20 protein-coding genes are annotated in these 22,132 nt (G+C 67.1%); 13 read left to right on the top strand and 7 right to left on the bottom strand.

Going from position 1 to position 22,132, the window contains the following annotated elements; all coding sequences use genetic code 11:
- Positions 1 to 26: 26 nt before the first annotated feature.
- The 4 genes from V5F84_RS02570 to V5F84_RS02555 form a co-directional block, all read right to left on the bottom strand.
- Positions 27 to 1,538: a tripartite tricarboxylate transporter permease gene (locus V5F84_RS02570; RefSeq protein WP_394043283.1), complete on the bottom strand. Its 1,512-nt coding sequence runs from the start codon at positions 1,536 to 1,538 to the stop codon at positions 27 to 29.
- An 11-nt stretch (positions 1,539 to 1,549) separates the two neighbouring features.
- The gene (locus tag V5F84_RS02565; RefSeq protein ID WP_394043282.1) at positions 1,550 to 2,068 is read right to left on the bottom strand and encodes a tripartite tricarboxylate transporter TctB family protein; all 519 of its coding nucleotides are present in this window, start codon (positions 2,066 to 2,068) and stop codon (positions 1,550 to 1,552) included.
- A 240-nt stretch (positions 2,069 to 2,308) separates the two neighbouring features.
- On the bottom strand, positions 2,309 to 3,316 hold the full coding sequence (locus V5F84_RS02560; RefSeq protein ID WP_348845701.1) for a Bug family tripartite tricarboxylate transporter substrate binding protein: 1,008 nt from the start codon (positions 3,314 to 3,316) through the stop codon (positions 2,309 to 2,311).
- Between the two features lie 71 nt (positions 3,317 to 3,387).
- The gene (locus V5F84_RS02555; protein WP_394043281.1) at positions 3,388 to 6,354 is read right to left on the bottom strand and encodes an FAD-binding and (Fe-S)-binding domain-containing protein; all 2,967 of its coding nucleotides are present in this window, start codon (positions 6,352 to 6,354) and stop codon (positions 3,388 to 3,390) included.
- A 231-nt stretch (positions 6,355 to 6,585) separates the two neighbouring features.
- On the opposite strand from V5F84_RS02555, the gene V5F84_RS02550 reads away from it, so the two are divergent.
- Together V5F84_RS02550 and V5F84_RS02545 are read left to right on the top strand one after the other, a co-directional pair.
- Positions 6,586 to 7,794 (top strand): pyridoxal-phosphate-dependent aminotransferase family protein, encoded by a 1,209-nt coding sequence (locus V5F84_RS02550; RefSeq protein WP_394043280.1) that lies wholly within the window; start codon positions 6,586 to 6,588, stop codon positions 7,792 to 7,794.
- A gap of 80 nt (positions 7,795 to 7,874) precedes the next feature.
- Positions 7,875 to 8,714, top strand: a complete 840-nt coding sequence (locus V5F84_RS02545) for a GntR family transcriptional regulator (RefSeq protein WP_394043279.1) — start codon at positions 7,875 to 7,877, stop codon at positions 8,712 to 8,714.
- On the opposite strand, the gene V5F84_RS02540 is transcribed toward V5F84_RS02545, so the two are convergent.
- Positions 8,715 to 9,524, bottom strand: a complete 810-nt coding sequence (locus V5F84_RS02540) for a carbon-nitrogen hydrolase family protein (RefSeq protein ID WP_394043278.1) — start codon at positions 9,522 to 9,524, stop codon at positions 8,715 to 8,717.
- A 39-nt stretch (positions 9,525 to 9,563) separates the two neighbouring features.
- Positions 9,564 to 10,193 (bottom strand): TetR/AcrR family transcriptional regulator, encoded by a 630-nt coding sequence (locus V5F84_RS02535; RefSeq protein WP_394043277.1) that lies wholly within the window; start codon positions 10,191 to 10,193, stop codon positions 9,564 to 9,566.
- 269 nt (positions 10,194 to 10,462) lie between these two features.
- On the opposite strand from V5F84_RS02535, the gene V5F84_RS02530 reads away from it, so the two are divergent.
- The 6 genes from V5F84_RS02530 to V5F84_RS02505 are packed head-to-tail and all read left to right on the top strand — an operon-like array spanning position 10,463 to position 15,857.
- Positions 10,463 to 11,548 (top strand): putative urea ABC transporter substrate-binding protein, encoded by a 1,086-nt coding sequence (locus V5F84_RS02530; RefSeq protein WP_394043276.1) that lies wholly within the window; start codon positions 10,463 to 10,465, stop codon positions 11,546 to 11,548.
- A gap of 29 nt (positions 11,549 to 11,577) precedes the next feature.
- On the top strand, positions 11,578 to 12,396 hold the full coding sequence (locus V5F84_RS02525; protein ID WP_394043275.1) for an ABC transporter permease: 819 nt from the start codon (positions 11,578 to 11,580) through the stop codon (positions 12,394 to 12,396).
- Between the two features lies 1 nt (position 12,397).
- On the top strand, positions 12,398 to 13,246 hold the full coding sequence (locus V5F84_RS02520; RefSeq protein WP_394043274.1) for an ABC transporter ATP-binding protein: 849 nt from the start codon (positions 12,398 to 12,400) through the stop codon (positions 13,244 to 13,246).
- A gap of 44 nt (positions 13,247 to 13,290) precedes the next feature.
- Complete coding sequence (locus V5F84_RS02515; protein WP_394043273.1) at positions 13,291 to 14,604, top strand: NtaA/DmoA family FMN-dependent monooxygenase; 1,314 nt, start codon at positions 13,291 to 13,293, stop codon at positions 14,602 to 14,604.
- Positions 14,605 to 14,664: 60 nt separating this feature from the next.
- Positions 14,665 to 15,270, top strand: coding sequence for a malonic semialdehyde reductase (locus V5F84_RS02510; protein ID WP_394043272.1), 606 nt, complete (start codon positions 14,665 to 14,667; stop codon positions 15,268 to 15,270).
- Between the two features lie 44 nt (positions 15,271 to 15,314).
- Entirely contained in the window at positions 15,315 to 15,857 is a 543-nt protein-coding gene (locus V5F84_RS02505; RefSeq protein ID WP_394043271.1) for a flavin reductase, read from the top strand.
- A 53-nt stretch (positions 15,858 to 15,910) separates the two neighbouring features.
- On the opposite strand, the gene V5F84_RS02500 is transcribed toward V5F84_RS02505, so the two are convergent.
- On the bottom strand, positions 15,911 to 16,921 hold the full coding sequence (locus V5F84_RS02500; RefSeq protein ID WP_394043270.1) for a 4-hydroxythreonine-4-phosphate dehydrogenase PdxA: 1,011 nt from the start codon (positions 16,919 to 16,921) through the stop codon (positions 15,911 to 15,913).
- A gap of 166 nt (positions 16,922 to 17,087) precedes the next feature.
- Here V5F84_RS02500 and V5F84_RS02495 point away from each other — a divergent pair, with 166 nt between their 5' ends.
- The 5 genes from V5F84_RS02495 (at position 17,088) to V5F84_RS02475 (ending at position 22,127) form a co-directional block, all read left to right on the top strand.
- Positions 17,088 to 18,611 (top strand): aldehyde dehydrogenase family protein, encoded by a 1,524-nt coding sequence (locus tag V5F84_RS02495; RefSeq protein ID WP_394043269.1) that lies wholly within the window; start codon positions 17,088 to 17,090, stop codon positions 18,609 to 18,611.
- 10 nt (positions 18,612 to 18,621) lie between these two features.
- Positions 18,622 to 19,563, top strand: coding sequence for a 3-hydroxyisobutyrate dehydrogenase (gene mmsB, locus V5F84_RS02490; RefSeq protein ID WP_394043268.1), 942 nt, complete (start codon positions 18,622 to 18,624; stop codon positions 19,561 to 19,563).
- A gap of 193 nt (positions 19,564 to 19,756) precedes the next feature.
- Positions 19,757 to 20,512 (top strand): ABC transporter ATP-binding protein, encoded by a 756-nt coding sequence (locus V5F84_RS02485; RefSeq protein WP_394043267.1) that lies wholly within the window; start codon positions 19,757 to 19,759, stop codon positions 20,510 to 20,512.
- On the top strand, positions 20,505 to 21,218 hold the full coding sequence (locus V5F84_RS02480; RefSeq protein ID WP_394043266.1) for an ABC transporter ATP-binding protein: 714 nt from the start codon (positions 20,505 to 20,507) through the stop codon (positions 21,216 to 21,218). Before V5F84_RS02485 ends, V5F84_RS02480 begins: the two co-directional genes overlap by 8 nt.
- Before the next feature lie 21 nt (positions 21,219 to 21,239).
- Entirely contained in the window at positions 21,240 to 22,127 is an 888-nt protein-coding gene (locus tag V5F84_RS02475; RefSeq protein ID WP_394043349.1) for a branched-chain amino acid ABC transporter permease, read from the top strand.
- The last annotated feature ends 5 nt before the right edge of the window (positions 22,128 to 22,132 follow it).

Here is a 22,132-nt window from a genome sequence, read left to right as displayed (position 1 = left end):
CCGGTCACCGACCGGGGCCGTTCGCATCAGGCGGTGCGCGGCGCGCGATCCCCGCGCACCAGGCTCACCAGCTTCATGATCACCGGCCAGAACAGCATGAGCAGGGCGAGCGTGGTGATGGTGCCCACCAGCCCGTTGGACCAGAACACCCCCATATTGCCACGCGCGCCGATCATGGCCTGGCGGAAGGCGTCCTCCGCCTTGTCTCCCAGCACCAAGGCCAGCACCATGGGCGCCAGCGGATAGTCCAGCTTCTTGAACACATAGCCCACCACGCCGAATGCCAGCATCAGCCAGATGTCGAACATGGCGTTCTGCACCGCGAACGCGCCCACGGCGCACGACACGATGATCATCGGCGCGATGGTGGCGAACGGCACGCGCAGCACCGCCGCGAACAGCGGCACGGTGGCGAGCACGATGATCAGCCCCGCGATATTGCCGAGATACATGGAGGCGATGAGGCCCCACACGAAATCCGCATGCTCGGTGAACAGCAGCGGACCGGGCTGAAGCCCCCACACCATCAGCCCGCCCAGCAGCACCGCCGCCGTGCCCGAGCCGGGAATGCCGAGCGCCAGCATGGGCAGCAGAGCCGAGGTGCCGGCGGCATGGGCGGCGGTCTCCGGCGCCAGCACGCCGTCGATGCGGCCCTTGCCGAAGCCTTCCTTGTCGCGGGCGAAGCGCTTGGCGAGATTGTAGCCCATGAAGGAGGCGGCGATCGCCCCGCCCGGCGTGATGCCGAGCCAGCACCCAATCGCGGACGAGCGCAGCAGCGTCACCCAATAGCGCGGCAGCGTCTTCCAGGTTTCCCACACCACCCGCATGCGGATCACCGCCTTCTGCCCCTTGAAGGCCAATTGGTCCTCCATGGTGAGCAGGATTTCGCTGATGCCGAACAGGCCGATCACCGCCACCAGGAAGTCGAACCCGCGCAGCAGCTCCACCGAGCCATAGGTCATGCGCAGCTGGCCCGAGACCGTATCCATGCCCACCGCCGCCAGCAGGAAGCCGACGATGAGCGAGATGACGATCTTGTGCTTCGCTTCCCGGCCGAGGCCAACGAAAGAGCAGAAGGTGAGCAGATAGACCGCGAAGAATTCCGGCGGCCCGAACCAGATGGCGAATTCCGCGATGCTGGGCGCGAGAAAGGTGATGAGCAGCACCGCCACAAGCGAGCCCACGAACGAGGCCGTGAACGCCGCCGTGAGCGCCTCCGCCGCCTGCCCCTTCTGCGCCATGGGATAGCCGTCGAACGTGGTCGCCACCGACCAGGCTTCGCCCGGAATATTGAACAGGATGGAGGTGATGGCCCCGCCGAACAGCGCGCCCCAATAGAGGCAGGAGAGCATCACGATGGCCGAGGTCGGGTCCATGGAGAAGGTGAGCGGCAGCAGGATGGCGACGCCGTTCGGCCCGCCGAGTCCCGGCAGCACGCCCACCAGGATGCCGAGCGTGATGCCCACCAGCATCAGCAGCATCTTGTCGAAGGTCAGCAGGACTTCGAAACCGTGCATCAGGGAGAGGAGCGCGTCCATGTCAATACTCCTCAGAGACCGAAGGCCGCTTCGAGCGGTCCCTTGGGCATCAGCACGGTGAATTGCACGTCGAAGACGTAGAACATGAAGGCGGTGAAGATCGCCGCCGTCAGCACCGCCTTCCAGGCCGGCGCCTTGCCGAGCCAGATCATGAAGCCCGCCACCAGGGCGAAGCTCGCCACATAGATGCCCAGCAGCTGGATCAGGCCGACGAAGACCAGGGTTGGCACGAACACCTGCATCACCCGCCGCGCCTGTCCGCGGGTGACGAAGCCATCCCGCCCGTTCGCGTCGGTGAGGCTGCGGGCGACGCCCACCAGGGACGCCACCGCCATGATCATGCAGAGATAAAACGGAAAATAGCCGGCCTCCGGCCCATCGGGAGCCCAGGCGATGCCGACTTTCCAATTGTCGTAGGCGAGCGCGAGCGCAACCAGGAACAGAAGCACCGAAACCGAGAGATCGACGGCGCGGCGGGAGATCACGGCCCGGTCGTCGGCCGCTGGGGAGGACTGAAGGTCGGCGGACATGGCGTGCTCCGCGGGTGAGAAGGGCGTGCGGCCAGAGCGGCCATCCGGTGAGCCAGGAACGGGGCCTCGTCCGGCGCGAGGCGTTCCACCCTCCCGCCGAAACGGAAGGGTGGAGAGGGAGCCTCGCCTTGCGGGCGGACCTGAGCAGAGGGCGCCGGCGCGGCCCTGACAACGCGCCGAGCCTCCCGCTCCCCCTTGCCTCCCCCCGCGTGTGGGGAAGGGCGGCGGCGCGGACGCGCCTCAGTTGGAAGCGATGAAGCCGGCCTCGGTCATCAGCGCCTTGTGGCGGGCCTCGTCCTCCTGGAGGAACTTGGTCATGGCCTCGCCCTCGATATAGGCGGCCTTGAGCGCCTGGTTCTTCAGGTAATCCTTGTATTCAGGGGTCTGCGCGATCTTGCGGAACAGATCCTGATAGAAGGCGACCTGATCGGGCGTGACCTTGCCCGGCAGGAAGATGCCGCGCAGCATCGTGTAGTCGATGTCGAGCCCGACTTCCTTGCAGGTGGGAATGTCCTTCCACGCCATGTCGGGCGTGACCTTCTCGTCGTAGGGCAGGCGGGTGGTGTCGAACAGGCAGAGCGCGCGCACCTGCCCGGCCCGCCATTGGGCGACGTTTTCCGACGGGTTGTTGACGTTCGCCTCGGTGTGGTTGCCCACCAGCTGCGTCGCCGCCTCGCCGCCGGACTTGTAGGGGATGTAGGCGAACTTGGCGCCGGTGGCCTTCTCGATGGCGGCGGTGAGGATCTGGTCCTCGCGCTTGGAGCCGGTGCCGCCCATGCGCAGGGTCTCGGTGCCGGCCTTCTTGGCGGCGGCGGTGAATTCCGCCGTGGTCTTGTAGGGCGCGGTGGAATTCACCCACAGCACGAATTCATCCAGCGCGATGATCGCAACCGGCGTCATGTCCTTCCAGGAGAAGGGCAGTTTCGCCGAGAACGGCAGCGTATAGATCGACGACTGGGCGATGATGAACTTGTAGGGGTCGCCCGCGCTCGCCTTCATGTCCATGAGGCCCTCGCCGCCCGAGGCGCCGCCCTTCAGCGAGACCACGGTGGGCACCTTCAGCAGATTGTTCTTCTGCACGGCGGCCTGGATCATGCGCGCCATCTGGTCCGTGGCGCCGCCGGCGCCGGCGGGCACGATGATCTCGATGGGCTTGGTGGGCTCCCAGGCGAGGGCGGGGGCGGCGGCGCACAGGCCGCCGGCGAAGATGGCGGCGACGGCACCGCGTTTAAGCTCGGCACTCCACATGGCTTCCTCCTTGATGTCCGGCGCCTTTGCGACGCTCGTTCCGGCTGGCGATGTCTTGGTTACGCACGCAGCTATTGCGCGGCCTCCTGCGCCTCCCGCTTCTGGTCCACGCCGGCCGCGAGGCTGCGGGCGAGGAGACGGGCGACATGGATCGCGGAGCGTTTGGCGCCGTCCGCGATCTGGTGCCGGCAGGAGGTTCCGTCGGCGACGAGGATCGTGTCCTCGCCGGCCGCGCGCACCGCCGGCAGCAGCGAGAGTTCCGCCATGGCCAGGGACACCTCGATGGTGTCCGCCCCATAGCCGAACGCGCCCGCCATGCCGCAGCAGCTGGATTCGATGGTTTCCACCTTCAGCCCGGGCACGAGGCGTAGCGTCTTTTCAACGGCGCCCATGGCGGCGAACGCCTTCTGGTGGCAATGGCCGTGAAGCAAGGCCGTGCCCTCGATCGCGCCGAGCGGCAGGGCGAGGCGCCCCTGGTCGTGCTCGCGGGCCAGAAACTCCTCGAACAGCAAGGCATGGGCGGCGAGCCGGTCCGCGGCGGCGCTCTTCAGCAGCGCCGGCACCTCGTCGCGGAAGGTGAGCAGGCAGCTCGGCTCCAGGCCCACCACCGGCACGCCGCGCGAGAGGAACGGATCGAGCGCGGCAATCACCCGCTCGGCCTCGGCCTTCGCGAGATCCGGCCGCCCGACGGACAGGAAGGTGCGCCCGCAGCACAGGGGTCGCTCGCCGGCCGGCGGCAGGGCGAGATGCACCCGGTAGCCGCCGGCAAGCAGCACGTCCAGCGCCGCGTCGAGATTTTCCTTCTCGAACGCGCGGTTGAACGTATCGGCGAACAGCACCACTTCGCGGCCGCCCATCTCGCCGAATGTGAAGCCCGCGGGCGCGAACACGTCGCGCCGCCAGCGCGGCAGGCTGCGCCGGGCGCTGAAGCCAGTGAGCTTTTCCGACAGCTTCGCGGCACCCGGCAGGCGATCGCGCAGATTGAGCAGAAACGCGAGCTTCGCCGCGAGCGGGGCATAATGCGGCAGCCAGCCCACGAGCCGGTCGCGCAGGGAATGGCCGTATTTCTCGGCGCGCGCCGCCAGCACCTCGATCTTCATGCGGGCCATGTCGACCCCGGTCGGGCATTCGCGCCGGCAGCCCTTGCAGGAGACGCACAGCTTCAGCGTTTCGGCCATGTCGTCGGAGGTCAGCGCATCCGGCCCCAATTGGCCGGTGACGGCAAGGCGCAGCGTATTGGCGCGGCCGCGCGTTACGTCCTTCTCGTTGCGGGTGACGCGATAGGAGGGGCACATGGTGCCGCCGGAAAGCTTCCGGCACGCGCCGTTATTGTTGCACATCTCGACCGCGCCCTGGAACCCGCCGCCGGAGCCGGAATACGCCGACCAGTCGAGCTGCGTCTCCATGGGCAGGCCGGCATAGCCGGGGCCGTAGCGCATCACGCTGCGATCGTCGAATTTCGGCGCCCGCACGATCTTGCCCGGATTATAGAGGCCGTCCGGATCGAAGCGGTCCTTCACCTCGGCAAATGCGCTCACGAGGCGGGTGCCGAACATGGTCTCGTGGAATTCCGAGCGCACGATGCCGTCGCCGTGCTCGCCGGAATGGGAACCCTTGTAGGATTTCACCAGCGCGAACGCCTCCTCGGCGATCGCGCGCATGGCTTTGAGATCCTTGTCCTGGCGCAGGTTCAGCACCGGGCGCACATGCAGGCAGCCTTCGGAAGCGTGGGCGTACCAGGTGCCGCGCGTGCCGTGCTTCTCGAACACTTGCGTGAGGCGTTCGGTATATTCGGCGAGATGCTCCAGCGGCACCGCGCAATCTTCCACGAAGGACACGGGCTTTCCCGCCTCCTTCATGGACATCATGATGTTGAGGCCGGAGGTGCGCACATCGGCAATGGCCGCCTGGAGCGCCGGGTTCAGCACGTCCACCACCCCGCCCCATTTGGCGCCGGTGCGGTCCCAGCCGAAGCCGAGATCGCCCATCACCTGGTGCAGGCGCTCCAGGCGCAGGGCGTTTTCCTCTTCCGTTTCGGCGAACTCCACCAGCAGGATCGCTTCCGGCGTGCCGCGCACGAACTGGCGCAGCGTGGGGCGGAACATGGCGATGTCGGAGGCGAGCGCGAGCAAGGTGGAATCCACCAGTTCCACCGCGATGGGCTTCAGCTTCACCAGATGCTGGGCGGCATCCATCGCCTCGTAGAAGCTGCCGAAATGGCACGCGCCGAGGGCCCGCTTGCCGAGCACCGGCCACAGCTTCAATTCGATGCGGGTGGAGAAGGCGAGCGTGCCTTCCGAGCCCACCAGAAGATGGGCGAGGTTCAGCGGCCTGCCCGGCAGCAAGGCATCGAGATTATAGCCGCCCACGCGACGCTGGACCTTGGGAAACCGCGCCTCCACCTCGTCCGCCTCGCGGGCGCCCAGCGCCAGGAGATCCTGCGCCAGGGGAAGCAGCGGCGAGCCGGTCTCGATCTCGTGCAGATTGGGGGAGACGGCACCGAAATGCGCGGGCGTGCCGTCCGCCAGCACGGCGTCCAGCGAGATCACATTGTCCCGCATGGTGCCGTAGCGCAGCGAGCGGCCGCCGCAGGAATTATTGCCCGCCATGCCGCCGATGGTGGCGCGCGAGGCGGTGGAGACATCCACCGGGAACCACAGGCCGTGCGGCTTCAACTGGCGGTTCAACTCATCCAGCACGATGCCTGGCTCGACCACGCAGCGCCGCCCCTCCACGTCGAGGTCGAGGATGCGGGTCAAATGCTTGGAGCAATCCACCACCAGCGCATCATTGAGGGTCTGGCCGCATTGGGAGGTGCCGCCGCCGCGCGGCAGCACGCGGGCACCCTCTTCCCGCGCCAGGGCGATGGCGCGCTCCGCCTCGTCCACCGAGCGGGGCACGACGACCCCCACGGGCATCATCTGATAGACCGAGGCGTCGGTGGCATAGCGGCCGCGGCTGAAGCGGTCGAACAGCACGTCGCCGGTGGTCTCGGCGCGCAGCCGACGTTCCAGCCCGGGCATCAGACGTGCCGCCATCCTCGCATCTCCCACCCTGGCATCTTCATTTCCGGTCTCAGTGCCGGGCTTGAAACTGATTTTGCATTCATAATTCATTTCATGCAAGATGCGTTTCGCGCGCTGCCGTCGCCGCGCCGTGTCCGCCCCCCGGACCGGCGCTGGCCGCGAAGGTCAAAGGCCTGAAACAGAACGCTAAATCGCGGCGCGGATTTTTCCGGTCGCCCAATGATCCAAGGGGAGCGAAACCCGATGGCCAGCAATTCCGCCCGCATCGCGGGGCGCCATTTCCTGCAGATTCCCGGCCCGACGCCGGTGCCCGACCGCATCATGCGGGCCATGGACATGCCCGTGATCGACCATCGCGGACCGGATTTCCAGAAGCTCGGGCGCCGGGTGCTGGACGGCATCAAGACGATTTTCCGCACCAGCAGCCCGGTCATCATCTACCCCGCCTCGGGCACGGGCGCGTGGGAAGCGGCGCTGGTGAACACGCTCTCCGCCGGCGACAAGGTGCTGATGTTCGAGACCGGGCATTTCGCGACCCTGTGGAAGAACATGGCCCTGAAGATCGGCATCCAGCCGGAATTCATCGCCTCCGACTGGCGCATCGGCGCGGATGCCGCCGCCATCGAGGCGCGGCTGCGCGCGGACACGGCGCACGAGATCAAGGCCGTGTGCGTGGTGCACAACGAGACCTCCACGGGCTGCATCACGCTGGTGCCCGAGATCCGCCGGGCCATCGATGCCGCCGGCCATCCGGCGCTGCTGATGGTGGACACCATCTCCTCGCTGGCCTCCATCGATTATCGCCACGACGAATGGGGCGTGGACGTCACGGTGGCGGGCTCGCAGAAGGGGCTGATGCTGCCGCCCGGCCTCTCCTTCACCGCCGTGAGCGAGAAGGCGCTGGCCGCCACCAAGACCTCGAAGCTGCCCAAGCTGTTCTGGGCGTGGGAAGAGATGCTGGGCCCGAACCGCAACGGCTTCTTCCCCTACACGCCCGGCACCACCTTGCTCTACGGCCTCGCCGAAGCCATCGACATGCTGCACGAGGAGGGGCTGGAGAATGTCTTCGCCCGCCACGACCGCCATGCCGAGGCCACCCGCCGCGCCGTGCGCGCCTGGGGGCTGGAGGTGCTGTGCCGGGAGGCGAAATATTATTCCTCCTCGCTCACCGCGGTGCTGGTGCCGGACGGCCATGATGCCGACCGCTTCCGCCAGGTGGCGCTGGAGCATTTCGACATTTCCCTCGGCACCGGCCTCACGAAGCTCCAGGGCCGGGTGTTCCGCATCGGCCATCTCGGCGACACCAACGACCTGACCATCCTGGGCGCGCTCGCGGGCGTGGAGATGGGGCTGGAGCTCGCCGGCATCCCGCACCGCAAGGGCGGGGTTCAGGCGGCCATGGACTATCTCGCCGCCGCCGCGCGCCACCAGGTGCCGGTCGCCGCCGAATAGCGCGCGCTCGACGGCCGGCGCGGGCGGCCTCGCCCCGCGCCGGCGCGGAACCCTTCTCGCCTCAGGAGAGCGAGCGTTCCATGCCCGAACCCCCGCAAAAGGCGCTCATCGCCCGGCGCAGCCTGCATGGCGAACTCGTGCCGCTGCTGCGCGACATGATCCTCGGCGATGAATTGCAGCCGGGCGACAAGATCCCCGAGCTGGCGCTCTGTGCCCGCTTCGGCGTCTCGCGCACGCCCTTGCGCGAAGCGCTCAAGGTGCTCGCGGCCGAGGGGCTGCTGGTGCTCACGCCCAATCGCGGGGCGATGGTGGCGCGCATCTCGGATCAGGAGATCGACGCCTGTTTCCCCATCATGGGCGCGCTCGAAGCGCTCGCCGGGGAGCTCGCCTGCACCCGCATCACCACGGCGCAATTCGCCCGGCTGAAGGCCATGCACGACGCCATGGTCGCCCATTACGAGGCGGGCGAAGTCGCGCCCTATCTCAACCTCAACAAGGCGATCCACGCCGCCTTCTTCGAGATCGCCGGCAACGCGCCGCTGACCCAGCTCTACAACACTCTGATGATACGCATCCACGCGGTGCGCTTCGTCGCGAAGAAGTCCCCCGCCCGCTGGCGCGAGGCGGTGGACGACCACGAACGCATGATGGAAGCGCTGGCGGAGCGCGACGGCCCCCGGCTCGGCCGCATCCTGCGCGACCACCTGCGCCACAAGGCCGGCATGGTGCATGAATCCCTCGCCGGCCTCGATGCCAAGGAGAAGCCCGAGCCGCGCACGGCGGGAAAGCGGGTGGCCCCCAAAGCCGGCGGCGCGCCTCGCCCGGACTCCGGCGAAACGCCACCGGCTCCGCAGCCGGCGCGTGGCAAGGCCGCGGCTCGCGTCCCGCGCACCAAGGCCGGAACCGTCCCGGCCTCCTGACTATTCCTCCGCCGTGACCGCGCGCCGGGTGGCGTAAAGCGCCGGCCGGCGCTCTTCCAGATAGGGATTTTCCGCCCGCGCGGCGTCATAGGCGCGGGGATCGATGCGGGCCATGAGCAGCGCCTCGGCCTCGCCCGCCCGCGCCAGATCCTCCCCGTCCGGCGCCGCGATCACCGAGCAGCCCTGATAGGCCAGCCCGCGCTCGCTGCCGCAGAGATCCGCATAGGCGATGAAGACATGGTTCTCCAGCGCCCGCGCGGGCACGAGGCTCAGCGCGATGCGCCGGCAGGACGCGGTGGCGGCGAGCGCCGTCGGCACCACCACCAGATCCGCGCCGGCCAGCGCGAGCCCTTGCACCATCTCGGGAAATTCCACGTCGTAGCAGATCAGGAATCCCACCTTCAGCCCGGCGATCTCGACGATTTGGGAAAAGGCGCTGGAGGCGGTGAACGCCGCCTTCTCGTCCGGCCCGTAGAGATGGCATTTGCGATAGACGAAAGTGCCGCCGTCCGGCCGCGCCAGGGCGAGGCTGTTATAGACGTCCCCGCCCGCCCGCTCGGGAAAGCCGGCGACCAGAGCGAGCCCGGCGCGCGCCGCGATTTCCGCCAGCCGGGCGACCAGGGGGCCGTCGCGCGGTTCCGCGAGGCGGGCGATATCGGCGCCGATATTGTAGCCGGTGACGGCCATTTCCGGGGTCACCAGCAGATCGCAGCCGAACGCGCCCGCCGCCATGGCCGCCTGTTCGATGCGGGCGAGATTGGCGGCCGGGTCGGCGGGGACGGGGGTCATTTGCAATAAGGCGATCAGCATGAACGCTCCGTCGGATGGCCGTGCGGGGGCGGATCGAGGTCAGGCCGCGGCCGGCCCCGGCCGCACGCCCAGGAAATGAAGCAGGAACTCGCGCAATTCCTCGATGTCCGCGGCGATGCGATCATCGCCACGGCTGGCGGAGGCATGAAAGATGCCATCGAGATGCAGGCCGATCAGCCGCGCCATCTTGGCCGTGTCGACCGGCCGGTACACGCCGGCGGCGATGCCGCGGGCCAGCGTCTCTTCCACCAGGATGCGCTCGTCGCGATAGAAATCCGCGACCAATTGGTCCACCTGTGCATCGCGGGCATTGAGGGCCGCATAGTCGGCCATGATCTTGACCATGCGCGTGACGGTGGGGGCGATCTCGATCTGGATGTCGAGCCAGGCGCCGATATCCGAGAGGGGATCATTGTCCCGCGCGCCGCGCCGCGCCTCGTAGCCGGCCATGATCTGGTTCAGCGCATGGGCGAGCACGCTGCGGAACAGATGATCCTTGTTCTCGAAATAATGGTAGATCAGCCCGACATTGATCCCGCAGGCGAGCGCGATGTCGCGCACCGTGACGATGCTGTAGTGGGACGTGCCGAACAATCTCAGCGCTTCATCCAGGATAAGTTCCGACCGCTTGGCCGGATCGAGGCGCTGACGCACCACCTTCACGCTCATTAAACCTCTCCCTTCGGGCGAAGCATCGCATGCCCCGCCGGACGCGGCCACTTCGGGTTATCCCGTAGGTCATAGGGCGAAAGCCCGGTTTTCGCTGCCGATATCGCAGGCAATACCGGCGCGCCACTGCACAAGATAGGGCCTTTCACGCCTTGCGGCATAAGGTTTTGCATAAATGTTGTGCGACGCAAAAATCTCTCTTGCAGGTGCGTATTGAACACTCGCTTAATAAGCGTCGTCTTGTCGCATTCGACCGTCGGAGTTCGCCTATGAACCGCATTTTACGCGCCGTGGTCCTGCTTGCCCTGCTCTGTAGCGCCGTGTTCGGCGCCGGCCCGAATCGCGCCGAGGCCGCCGAGAAGAAATCCTTCAAGATGGGCTATTCCATCTATGTCGGCTTCATGCCGCTGGCTTACATGAAGCAATCCGGCATCCTCAAGAAGTGGGCCGACAAATACGGCATCGATATCGATATCGTGCTGGTGAACGATTACGTGGGCTCCATCAACCAGTTCATCGCCGGAGACCTGGACGCGGTGGGCGTCGCGGGCATGGACGGCCTGACCATGCCCGCCGCCGGCGGCGTGGATACCTCGATCTTCCTCATCACCGACTTTTCCAACGGCAATGACGTGCTGCTGTCCAAGACGGCGAAATCGGTGGCCGAGCTGAAGGGGCAGGACGTCTATCTGCTGGAGTTCAGCGTCTCCCATTATCTGCTCGACCGCGCGCTGGTGATGAACGGCCTGCACGGCGTCGGCGAAGTGAAAACCATCAACATCTCGGACGCCGACATCGCTTCCGCCTATCTCACCAAGCCGGAACTGAAGCACGCGGTTTCCTGGAAGCCGATGACCGCCGACATGCTCGCCGGCAGCAAGGAATCCAAGATCCTGTTCGACAGCTCCAAGATCCCCGGCGAGATCATGGATGTGTTCATCGCCAAGACCGAGGTGCTGAAGGACAATCCTAGCTTCGCCAAGGCGATCACCGGCGCCTGGTATGAGGCCCTCGCCACCATGAAGGCCGGCGGCGATGCCGCAAAGCCCATCAACGAAATCATGGCCAGCGCCATGGGCACGGACGTTCCGGGCCTCCAGTCGCAGGTGGAGACCACCCACTTCTTCTACACCCCCGGCGACGCCGCGACCTTCCTCACCGCCGCCAGCACCAAGAAGGCCTGGGATTACATCCGCACCTTCTGCTTCGACCGCGGCCTGTTCGGCCAGGGCGCGACCAGCGTGGATGCCATCGGCATCATGATGCCGGACGGCAGCGTCCTCGGCGACACCAAGAACGTGAAGATGCGCGTCAACGCCTCGTTCGCCCAGGCGGCGGCCGACGGCAAGCTCTGACACTCGGCGAGCGAAGGGAGGGCCGATCCTTGCGACGCATCATCAATTATCCGCCCGCGCGCGGCCAGAAGCTGATCCTGGGCATCCTTCCCTTCCTCGCCATCCTGCTGATCTATCTGATGGCCTCCGAGGCCCGCCTCGCGGCCAATCCGGGCGACAAGCTCATCCCCGGCTTCTCGTCCTTCTATGCCGCCATGGAACGCCTGATGGCGCAGCCGGACCGCTCCAGCGGCCAGTATCTGTTCTGGTTCGACACCTATCTCAGCCTCTGGCGGCTGTGCGTGGGGCTCGGCATCTCGGCCCTGATGGGGTGCGTGCTGGGCATCCTGATCGGCTTCATCCCCCATCTGCGCGCCATGTTCGAGCCGGTGCTGGCCGCGCTCTCCCTGGTGCCGCCGCTGGCGGTGCTGCCGATCCTGTTCATCATCTTCGGGCTGGGCGAGGTGTCGAAGATCGTGCTGATCGTATTCGGCATCGCCCCGTTCCTGATCCGCGACGTGGTGCTGCGGGTGGAGAGCCTGCCGCGCGAACAGATCATCAAGGCGCAGACGCTGGGCGGCTCCACCTGGCAGATGATGACCCATGTGGTGCTGCCGCAGGTGATGCCGAACCTCATCAATTCGGTCCGCCTCTCGCTCGGCGCCGCTTGGCTGTTCGTGATCGCGGCGGAGGCGATCACGGCGGAAGGCGGGCTCGGCTATCGCATCTTCCTGGTGCGCCGCTATCTGGCGATGGACGTCATCCTGCCGTACGTCGCCTGGATCACCCTGCTGGCCTTCCTGATGGATTACGGCCTGCGCCGCCTCAACACCTACGCCTTCCCCTGGGCCGCGCTGAAGGAGAGCTGAGGTGACGGCGATCAAGATCGACAAGGTCTGGAAGGAATATGGCGACACGGTCGTGCTGGAGAACGTCAGCCTCGACCTGCCGGACCACGAATTCCTGGTCATCATCGGACCGAGCGGCGTCGGCAAGACCACCTTGCTGCGCATGCTGCTGAGCCAGGAGACGCCGACGCGCGGCGAGATCCTGATCGACGGCAAGCCGATCGCCAGCGAGCCCACCGCCGACCGGGGCGTGGTGTTCCAGCGCTATTCGGTGTTTCCGCACAAGACGGTGCTGGGCAATGTGATGCTCGGCCCGCAATGGGCGCAGGCGCCGCTGCTCGGCCGCTTCTTCGGCAAGACGCACCGCGCGCTGAAGGAACAGGCCACCGCCCTGCTCCAGCGCGTCGGCCTCGGCGCGGCGCTGGACAAATATCCCCAGCAGCTCTCCGGCGGCATGCAGCAGCGCCTCGCCATCGCCCAGGCGCTGATCATGAAGCCCAAGGTGCTGCTGCTGGACGAGCCGTTCGGCGCGCTCGATCCCGGCACCCGCAAGGCGATGCACGTGCTGGTGCGCGAATTGTGGGACGAGCATGCCATGACCATCGTCATGGTCACCCATGACCTTGCCGAGGCGTTCGCCCTCGGCACCCGCGTGATCGCCGTGGACCGTCCGCGCCGCGATCCCCAGGCGCCCGAGCGCTACGGGGCGACGATCACCTCCGATTTCGAGGCCAAGTGCCGGATCGTCCGCGAATCCGAACGCTTCGAAGCCGCCCGCGCCAAGGCGCGGCAGGACCACGGCCAAAGCGGGGCCTCGCCTCCGGCCCTGGCGATGGTCCACCCCTTCCCCCTCAAGGCCGGCGCCGCCTAACCGCCCTGCCCGCCTGCAACATCCAACGCCTAGGAGCACGCCACATGGTCGCGCAACCCTTTCACTTGGCCTGGTTCATGAACTTCACCCCCGACGAATGGCGCGAGCCGTTCGGCAATGGCGGGTATCCCTGGGACGGCCGCTTCTATATCGAAATGGCGCAGACGCTGGAGCGCGCCTGCTTCGACTACATCATGATCGAAGACAAGCTGATGGTGCCGGAGACCTTCGGCGGCTCGCGCGACTTCGCGCTGAAGAATGCCATGATGGTGCCGAAGCACGACCCCGCCCCCCTCGCCACCGCCATGGGCATGGCCACGAGCCGCCTCGGCGTGGTCGCCACCATGTCCACGCTCGCCTATCCGCCCTATCTGCTGGCGCGCCTGTGCTCCACCATCGACAGCCTGACGCGCGGGCGCTTCGGCTGGAACATCGTCACCTCGGCGGAGGATCTCGCCGCGCAGAATTTCGGCATGGACAAGCTGCCGCTGCGCGAAATCCGCTACGAGATGGCGGACGAATACATGGAAGTGGTCAGCAAGCTGTTCGACAGCTGGGATAGCGATGCCATCGTCCTCGACCGGGAGAACGGCATCTATGCCGATCCCTCCAAGGTCCGCACCATCGACCACAAGGGCAAGTATTTCCAGGTGCGCGGCCCGCTGAACACGGTGCCCTCGCCCCAGGGCCGGCCGGTCTATGTGCAGGCCGGCGCCTCGCCGCGCGGCCGGGACTTTGCGGCGCTCCACGCGGATTCCATCATCTCGGTGGCGAGCGGCGTCGCCGAGATGAAGAAGTTCCGCGATGACATCCGCGCCCGCGCCGTGAAGCTCGGCCGCGATCCCAATGCCATCAAGGTGCTGTTCTGCATCACCCCGACGCTCGGCGAGACCGAGGAGGAAGCAAAGGCCAAGTATCAGCGCCTCGTCTCCTCGCCCCATTTCATCAACGACACCTTGTCCTCGCTCTCCGCCATCACGGAGATCGACTTCTCCAAATACGACGTGGACAAGCCGCTGCCGGAAAAGCTGGTCACCAATGGCGAGTCGGGCACGCTCGACAAGTTCCAGCAATGGGGCTCGGGCAAGACCGTGCGCGAACTGGTGGTGGATGGCGGCGGCGGCCTCGTCTCCTCGGTGGAGCTGATCGGCACGCCCGACCAGGTGGCGGACCGCATGGGCGAGGTGATGGAAGAGGTGGGCGGCGACGGCTTCCTCATCACCACGCCGGTGCTGCGCGTCTCGCGCCGCTACATCATGGAGGTGGCCGACGGCCTCGTTCCCGCGCTCCAGCGCCGGGGCCTGACCCGAACCGCCTATACCCACGAGAAGCTGCGCGACAATCTGCTGGAATTCTGACGGCGAAGCGGCGGCCGCATCCGCGCGCCGCCGCACCCCCCGCACCCTGGAGAGAGGCACATGAGCGAAGCATCGCACCCCGGCGCCGTCGGCCCGGATGGTCTCGACACCTTGTTCCGCACGGCCCGGTCCCACAACAAGTGGCGCGACGGCAAGATCGCGGACGAAACCCTGGTCGAACTCTACGACCTGCTGAAGATGGGCCCCACCTCGGCGAATTGCTCGCCCGGCCGCTTCGTCTTCGTCCGCACGCGCGAAGGCAAGGAAAAGCTGCGCCCCGCGCTCTCCAAGGGCAATCTGGAGAAGACCATGGCCGCGCCCGTCACGGTGATCGTGGCCCAGGACGAGGCCTTCTACGACCACTTGCCCAAGCTGTTTCCGCATGCGGACGCCAAGTCCTGGTTCACCTCCAGCCCCGAGGCGGCACGGGAAACCGCGTTCCGCAACAGCACGCTGCAAGGCGGCTATCTGATCCTCGCCGCACGCGCGCTCGGGCTCGACGCGGGGCCCATGTCCGGCTTCGACAAGGCCAAGGTGAACGAGGCCTTCTTCGCGGGAACGAGCTGGACCGCGAACTTCCTGGTCAATCTCGGCCATGGCGACCCCTCCGGCGTGTTCGGCCGGTTGCCGCGGTTCGATTTCGCGGACGCCTGCGTGCTGGCATGAGCCCGGCCGCGCCCGCCACTCCCCGCCATCCCGGAGGGACCCCGATGAACCTCAGCCAGACCCCGCCGGCGGACGCCGGCCCGCCCGATGCGCCGGCCGTGACCCAGCAGAGCTATCGCGACGCCATGTCCCGCGTCGGCGCGGCGGTGAATGTGGTCACCACCGACGGGCCGGGCGGGAAGGCGGGCTTCACCGCCTCCGCGGTGTGCAGCGTCACCGACAGCCCGCCCACCTTGCTGGTGTGCCTCAATCGCGGCTCGTCGGTCAGCCCGGCCTTCCAGGCCAATGGGGTGCTGTGCGTCAACACGCTCTCACCGAGCCACAAGGGCCTGTCGGCGCTGTTCGGCGGCAAGACGCCCATGGAGGAGCGCTTCGCGGCGGCCCAATGGGCGCCCTCCGCCACCGGCGCACCCATGCTGGCGGACGCGGTGGCGGCATTCGATTGCCGGGTGGCCCGAACCGTGGATGTGGGCACCCATTGCGTGCTGTTCTGCGAGGTGGTCGGCATCGCCGCCGGGGCGGCCCCGGAGGCGCTGATCTATTTCGGCCGCCGCTATCACGCGGTGCATGACGGCACCTCGCAATGAGCGCGCCGGCGGGCTTCCTGGAACCTTGATCCGGGAAACCAACCAGAGGGCGATCAGGCCGCGACCTGTTCTCCCCGCCAGGCCGCGCCGACACCGGCCAGGCGCACCACGAGATCGAAGGCGTGTTGCAGCGCCGAGGGATCAGCCTTGTTCTGGCCGACGATGTCGAAGGCGGTGCCTTGCGACGAGGTCACGATGGGCACCGGCATGCCGCCGAGAACGGTGACATTCTCGCCGAACGCGACGGTCTTCAGGGCGATCTGCCCCTGGTCGTGATACATGGTGACGATCAGGTCGGCATCCCCGCGCAGGGCGCTGCGGAAGATGGTATCGGCGGGGAACGGACCTTCCACGTCGAGCCCGTCCGCCTTCATCCGCGCGACGGCGGGGGTGAGCACCTCGATCTCCTCCAGCCCCATGGCCCCGCCTTCGCCCGCATGGGGATTGAGCGCCGCCACGCGGACGCGGGGGGCGGCGATGCCGCCGGCGCGCGCCGCGCGCAGGCCGATCTGCGTCGCCTCAAGGATGCGATCGACCGTGATCGCCGCGGCGACCTCCTTCATCGGGATGTGCGAGGTGACGCGGGTGGTCCAGAGCGGGCCGCGGTTGATCAGCTCGAAGCAGGTCTCGCGCCAGTTCAGCAATTCCTGGAAATAGTGCATCTCGTCGAGCGCGTGATGGCCGGCGAGCTTCATCGCCTGCTTGTTGAGCGGGCCGTAGAGGATGCCGTTCACATGCCCCGCGGCCGCGGCCGCCGCCACCGCCTGGAGGCTCGCGAGCGTGTGGCGCCCGGCCTGGGCCGAGGCGATGCCGGGGCGCAGGCTCTCGCCGTCGGCCAGCGGCACCGCGACCAGGGTCACGAGGGCGTCGGACGCGGCGCTCGCGGCGCTATCGGCGACCGGCTCGACATCGATGCTGACGCCCGCGATCGCCTGTGCGCGCGCGAACACTTCGGGATCCGCGAACAGGGCGACCGGCACGGTGCGGTTGGCCGAAAGCACCTTGGCGACCACCTCCGGCCCCACCCCGGCGGGGTCGCCGAGCATCATTCCAATACGAGCCATTTACGTCTCCAATCACCTGATTGACTTCTTGTTAGCCGTCGATTAGCACTAGTGCATACGTATGCGCAAGCAGAGCCGGGACCCCGTCCCGCCGCGCCGAAGTGCAACGGAATGGCCCGCCGGCAGACTCAAAGAGCGGAGCCGGGGTGGAAACGAGAGGAAGCCAATGCTCGATATCAGCGAGGCAATATCGCCCGTGCAGCGCGCCGAGGCGGCCGCCGCGCAAGCCAAGCGCCTGTCCGGGATGGTGGTGTGCGAGGGCCGCCTCCAGGCCGCGCTCACCGACCATACGTTCGACGTCGATAATCCCGCCACCGCCCGCATCATCGGCCACGCGCCGCGCTGCGGCGCCGCCGACGTGGACCGCGCCGTCGCCTCCGCCCAGGCCGCCTTCGCCAGCTGGCGCCATCTCACCGCGCGCGACCGCGCCGCCTTCCTGGTGAAGGCCGCCGCACGGCTGGAGAGCGAGGCCGAATCGATCGCCCAATTGTCCGCGTTCGAGACCGGCAACGCCCTCGCGACCCAGACCCGCGGCGAAGCCGCAACCATGGTGGATATCCTGCGTTTCTTTGCCGGCCTCGCCGGCGAGGTGAAGGGGCAGACCATTCCCTATCTCGACGGCCGCCTGCTGTTCACCAAGCGCGAGCCGCTTGGCGTGGTCGCCGCCATCATTCCCTGGAACGCCCCGTTGATGCAACTCGCATCCAAGATCGGCCCGGCGCTCGCCGCCGGCAATACGGTGGTGCTGAAGACTGCGGAACAGGCCCCGCTGGCCGTGCTGCGCTGCTTCGAGCTGCTCCAGGAAGTGCTGCCGCCGGGCGTCACGAACTGCATCTCGGGCTTCGGCGAGGAAGCCGGCCGCCTGCTGTGCGAGCATCCGCAGGTGCGCAAGGTCACCTTCACCGGATCGAGCGCCGTGGGCGTGAAGATCCTGCACTACGCCGCCGACAAGATCGCCCCGGTCACGGCGGAACTGGGCGGCAAGAACCCGAGCGTGTTCCTGCCGGACATGGACCCCGCAGCGGCCGCCGACGGCGTGGTCCGCGGCCTGCGCCTGCAGCGCCAGGGCCAGTCCTGCACCGCCGGCACGCGGGTCTATATCCACGATTCGCTTTATGACGAAGTGGTGGAGCGGGTGCTCGCGGTGATTCCGACGTTCCGGGTCGGCGACCCGCTAGACGAGCGCACGCAGGTCGGCTCCATCATCTCCAAGTCGCAGCTCGACCGCGTGGAGCGCTATGTGCAGATGGCGCGCCAGACCGAGGGCGCGCGCATCCTCACCGGCGGCGCGCGCCCGCAGGACCCGGCGTTGAAGGACGGCTATTTCTACCAGACGACCCTCATCGAAGGCATCCCGCACGCCTCGCAGGTGTGCCAGGACGAGATCTTCGGCCCGGTGGCGACGCTCGCGCGCTGGACCGATTTCAACGCGGTGATCAAGGAGGCCAACGACGTCAAGTTCGGCCTCGCCGCCACGGTCTGGACCAACGATCTGTCCAAGGCCTTCCAGTTCATCGAACAGGTGGATGCCGGCTTCGTGCAGGTGAACCAGTATGCGGTGGCCGAAGCGAACATCGAATACGGCGGCACCAAGATGAGCGGCATGGGCAAGGAACTGTCCCTGGAAAGCATGCTGCATCACTTCACCTGGTCAAAGACCGCCATCATCAATCCGAACATTTCGGCCTAGGGAGCGCATCATGCGGGTTGCATTCATCGGCATCGGAAACATGGGGCGTCCCATGGTCCGCAATCTGATCCGGGCCGGTCACACCGTTTTCGCCTACGACCTCTCGGTCTCCGCCCTCGACGAGGCGGTGCGGCTCGGCGCCCATGCGGCGGTCTCGCCCCACGGTGCCGCCACCGAGGCCGACGTGGTGATCTCCATGCTGCCCACCGGGCAGAATGTGCGCGATCTCTATCTCGGCCCGGACGGCCTCGTGGCGAAGACGCGTCCCGGCACGCTGCTGATCGATTCCAGCACCATTTCGAGCACCGTCTCGTCCGAGATCGCCGTCGAGGCCCACGCCGCCGGCAAGAGCATGATCGACGCGCCGGTCTCCGGCGGCACGCCGGGCGCGGAAGCCGGCACGCTCACCTTCATGGTGGGCGGCAGCGCCGCCGACCTGGAGCGGGCGCGCCCGCTGCTGGAAGCCATGGGCAAGCGCATCTTCCATGTGGGCGGCAACGGCGCCGGCCACACCGCGAAGCTCTGCAACAACATGCTTTCGGGCGTGTGCATGGCCGCCACGGCCGAAGCGCTCGCGCTCGGCGTCGCCAACGGCCTCGACCCGGCGGTTCTCTCCGAGGTGATGCGCAATTCCTCGGGCACCAATTATGCCCTGGAGCGCTATCATCCCTATCCCGGCATCATGCCCCATGTGCCGTCTTCCCACGGCTACCAGGGCGGCTTCCGCTCCGAGTTCCAGCTCAAGGACATGCGTTTGGCCAAGCAGCTCTCGGCGGAATACAAATCCCTGAGCCCGCTCGGCGATCTCGCGTGCGACCTGTTCGCGCTGCATTGCCAGAGCGGCAACGGGCATCTGGATTATGGCAGCATCATCAAGATGATGATGAAGGTGCCCGAAGGCGCGGCGGCCGGTGCCGCGGGCGAGGACGACCAGATGAGGCGCGCCGTCTAGACCGGGTAAAATCTCCCACCGCCATAAAACAAAAGGCGGGGGAGGAGGAAACGCTGAACGCCAAGGACGACCCGCGCGGCGCGATGGAAGCGGCTTTCCCTAGAGGAATCCCGCTCTCCCGCGCCCGCCTCCGGCCCCCGCCACCGGCCGGAGGACGGACCGCGCCGGGTCTCCGCATTACCGGAGGAGGGACATGGGCATCGCGATCGAAGCGCGCGACCTGAGCAAGCAGTTCAACGGCTTTTTCGCCGTCAAGGACGTCAGCCTTCAGGTGGCCGAACACACCATACACGGCATCATCGGCCCCAATGGCGCCGGCAAGACGACGCTGTTCAATCTCTTGACCAGCTTCCTCAAGCCGACCCACGGCTCGATCCATTATCGCGGGCGCAACATCACCCATTTGGAGCCGGCCGCCGTGTCGCGCCTCGGCCTGGTGCGCTCGTTCCAGATTTCCTCGGTCTTCGACCAGCTCTCGGCGCGGGACAATGTGCGCGTCGCGCTCCAGGGAAAAGAGGGCGGAAGCTATTGCTTCTGGCGCTCCACCGCCGCGCTTGCCCGGTTCGACGACCGCGCCGACGAACTGCTGGAGATGGTCGGGCTCACCGCTTATGCCGACACCGCTTCCGGCTCCCTCGCCTATGGCCGCAAGCGGGCGCTCGAACTCGCCACCACCCTCGCCCTGGAGCCGGAAACCCTGCTGCTGGACGAACCCATGTCCGGCCTCGGCCCGGAGGACATCGGCCCGATCACGGAGCTGATCCGCACCGTGGCGAAGGGGCGGACGGTGGTGATGGTGGAACATAATCTGCCGGTCGTCGCGACCCTCTCCGACACCATCACGGTGCTGGCGCGCGGCCAGCTTCTCGCCAGCGGCACCTATGCGGAAGTCACCGCCAATCCGGACGTGATCACCGCCTATCTCGGGGAGGACGACGACGATGAATGAGGCCAGCGCCTCCGTCCTCTGCGTGCGCGACCTGCACGGCTGGTACGGCGATTCCCACGTGCTGCATTCGGTCTCCTTCGACGTGCGCCCGGGCCAGCTGGTGACGCTGCTCGGCCGCAACGGCGCCGGCAAGAGCACCACGCTCAAGGCCATGATGGGCCTGCTGGACAAGCGCCGCGGCTCGATCCTGTTTCACGGCAAGGAGACCATCGCGGCCCAGGCGAACCAGATCGCGCGGCAGGGCCTCGCCTATTGCCCGGAGGATCGCGGCATCTTCGCGACCCTCTCGGTGGAAGAGAATCTGCGCCTGCCCCCCAAGCTGCGCGACGGCGGCATGGGGCTCGACGCCATCTATCGCCTGTTCCCGAACCTGAAGGACCGCGCCAAGAGCGGCGGCACGAAGCTTTCCGGCGGCGAGCAGCAGATGCTGGCCATCGCCCGCATCCTGCGCACCGGCGCCGACACCCTGCTGCTGGACGAGCCGACGGAAGGGCTCGCCCCCGTGATCGTCAAGCAGATCGGCGCCGTGATCCGCGAACTGAAAACGCTCGGCTACACCATTTTGCTGGTGGAGCAGAACATCAAGTTCGCCGCCCGCGTGGCGGACCAGCACTATGTCCTGGAGAACGGCCGCGTGGTCGAACACATCCCCCATGCCGCCAAGGCCGACGAAGTGCGCGCCATCGCCAACTATTTGCACGCATAGGAGGGTAATATGCATAATATATTGGATACCCTCTACAATCTCTCCATTGAGGCGTTCATGGGCCAGCTCATGCTGGGCCTCATCAACGGCGCCTTCTATGCGATGCTGAGCCTTGGCCTCGCCTTGATTTTCGGCATGCTCAACATCGTCAATTTTGTGCATGGCGCGCAATACATGCTCGGCGCCATGCTGGCCTGGATCCTGCTCCAGACCCTGGGCGTCAATTATTGGGCCGCGCTGCTGCTGGCGCCCCTGATCGTCGGCGCGTTCGGCCTGCTGCTGGAACGCTTCGTGCTCCGGCGGGTCTATGCGCTCGACCCGGCCTACGGCCTGCTCCTGACCTTCGGCCTCGCCCTACTGCTGGAAGGCAGCTTCCGCCAGAAGCTCGGCTCCTCCGGCCAGCCCTATGCCATCCCCGCCGAACTGCGCGGGGGCTGGGATCTCGGCTTCATGTACATGCCCACGTATCGCGCCTGGGTGCTGGTGGCCTCCATCAGCATCTGCTTCGCGGTCTGGTACATGTTCGAGCGCACCCGCCTCGGCTCCTATCTGCGCGCGGCGACGGAGAAACCCCACCTGGTGCGGGCGTTCGGCATCGACGTGTCGAAGATGATCAACCTCACCTACGGCCTCGGCGTCGCGCTCGCCGCCGTCGCCGGGGTGCTCGCCGCGCCGATCTACCAGGTGAGCCCGCTGATGGGCTCCAACATCATCATCGTGGTGTTCGCGGTGGTGGTGATCGGCGGCCTCGGCTCCATGTCGGGCGCCATCGTCTCCGGCTTCCTGGTGGGGTTCGTGGAGGGATTGACCAAGGTGTTCTATCCCGCCGCGTCCAGCACCGTCGTATTTGTCCTCATGGCCTGCGTCCTGCTGGTGAAGCCGGCCGGCCTGTTCGGAAGGAGGGCGTGACCATG

The sequence above is a fragment of the Roseixanthobacter liquoris genome (assembly GCF_043195135.2).
In the GTDB taxonomy this organism is placed as follows: domain Bacteria; phylum Pseudomonadota; class Alphaproteobacteria; order Rhizobiales; family Xanthobacteraceae; genus NCEH01.
This window is presented reverse-complemented; position numbering and strand designations above follow the sequence as displayed.

Coding starts and splice junctions, on each gene's coding strand:
- V5F84_RS02570 (WP_394043283.1), bottom strand. CDS start 1,538: ATGGACGCGCTCCTCTCCCTGATGCACGGTTTCGAAGTCCTGCTGACC.
- V5F84_RS02565 (WP_394043282.1), bottom strand. CDS start 2,068: ATGTCCGCCGACCTTCAGTCCTCCCCAGCGGCCGACGACCGGGCCGTG.
- V5F84_RS02560 (WP_348845701.1), bottom strand. CDS start 3,316: ATGTGGAGTGCCGAGCTTAAACGCGGTGCCGTCGCCGCCATCTTCGCC.
- V5F84_RS02555 (WP_394043281.1), bottom strand. CDS start 6,354: ATGGCGGCACGTCTGATGCCCGGGCTGGAACGTCGGCTGCGCGCCGAG.
- V5F84_RS02550 (WP_394043280.1), top strand. CDS start 6,586: ATGGCCAGCAATTCCGCCCGCATCGCGGGGCGCCATTTCCTGCAGATT.
- V5F84_RS02545 (WP_394043279.1), top strand. CDS start 7,875: ATGCCCGAACCCCCGCAAAAGGCGCTCATCGCCCGGCGCAGCCTGCAT.
- V5F84_RS02540 (WP_394043278.1), bottom strand. CDS start 9,524: ATGCTGATCGCCTTATTGCAAATGACCCCCGTCCCCGCCGACCCGGCC.
- V5F84_RS02535 (WP_394043277.1), bottom strand. CDS start 10,193: ATGAGCGTGAAGGTGGTGCGTCAGCGCCTCGATCCGGCCAAGCGGTCG.
- V5F84_RS02530 (WP_394043276.1), top strand. CDS start 10,463: ATGAACCGCATTTTACGCGCCGTGGTCCTGCTTGCCCTGCTCTGTAGC.
- V5F84_RS02515 (WP_394043273.1), top strand. CDS start 13,291: ATGGTCGCGCAACCCTTTCACTTGGCCTGGTTCATGAACTTCACCCCC.
- V5F84_RS02510 (WP_394043272.1), top strand. CDS start 14,665: ATGAGCGAAGCATCGCACCCCGGCGCCGTCGGCCCGGATGGTCTCGAC.
- V5F84_RS02505 (WP_394043271.1), top strand. CDS start 15,315: ATGAACCTCAGCCAGACCCCGCCGGCGGACGCCGGCCCGCCCGATGCG.
- V5F84_RS02500 (WP_394043270.1), bottom strand. CDS start 16,921: ATGGCTCGTATTGGAATGATGCTCGGCGACCCCGCCGGGGTGGGGCCG.
- V5F84_RS02495 (WP_394043269.1), top strand. CDS start 17,088: ATGCTCGATATCAGCGAGGCAATATCGCCCGTGCAGCGCGCCGAGGCG.
- mmsB (WP_394043268.1), top strand. CDS start 18,622: ATGCGGGTTGCATTCATCGGCATCGGAAACATGGGGCGTCCCATGGTC.
- V5F84_RS02485 (WP_394043267.1), top strand. CDS start 19,757: ATGGGCATCGCGATCGAAGCGCGCGACCTGAGCAAGCAGTTCAACGGC.
- V5F84_RS02480 (WP_394043266.1), top strand. CDS start 20,505: ATGAATGAGGCCAGCGCCTCCGTCCTCTGCGTGCGCGACCTGCACGGC.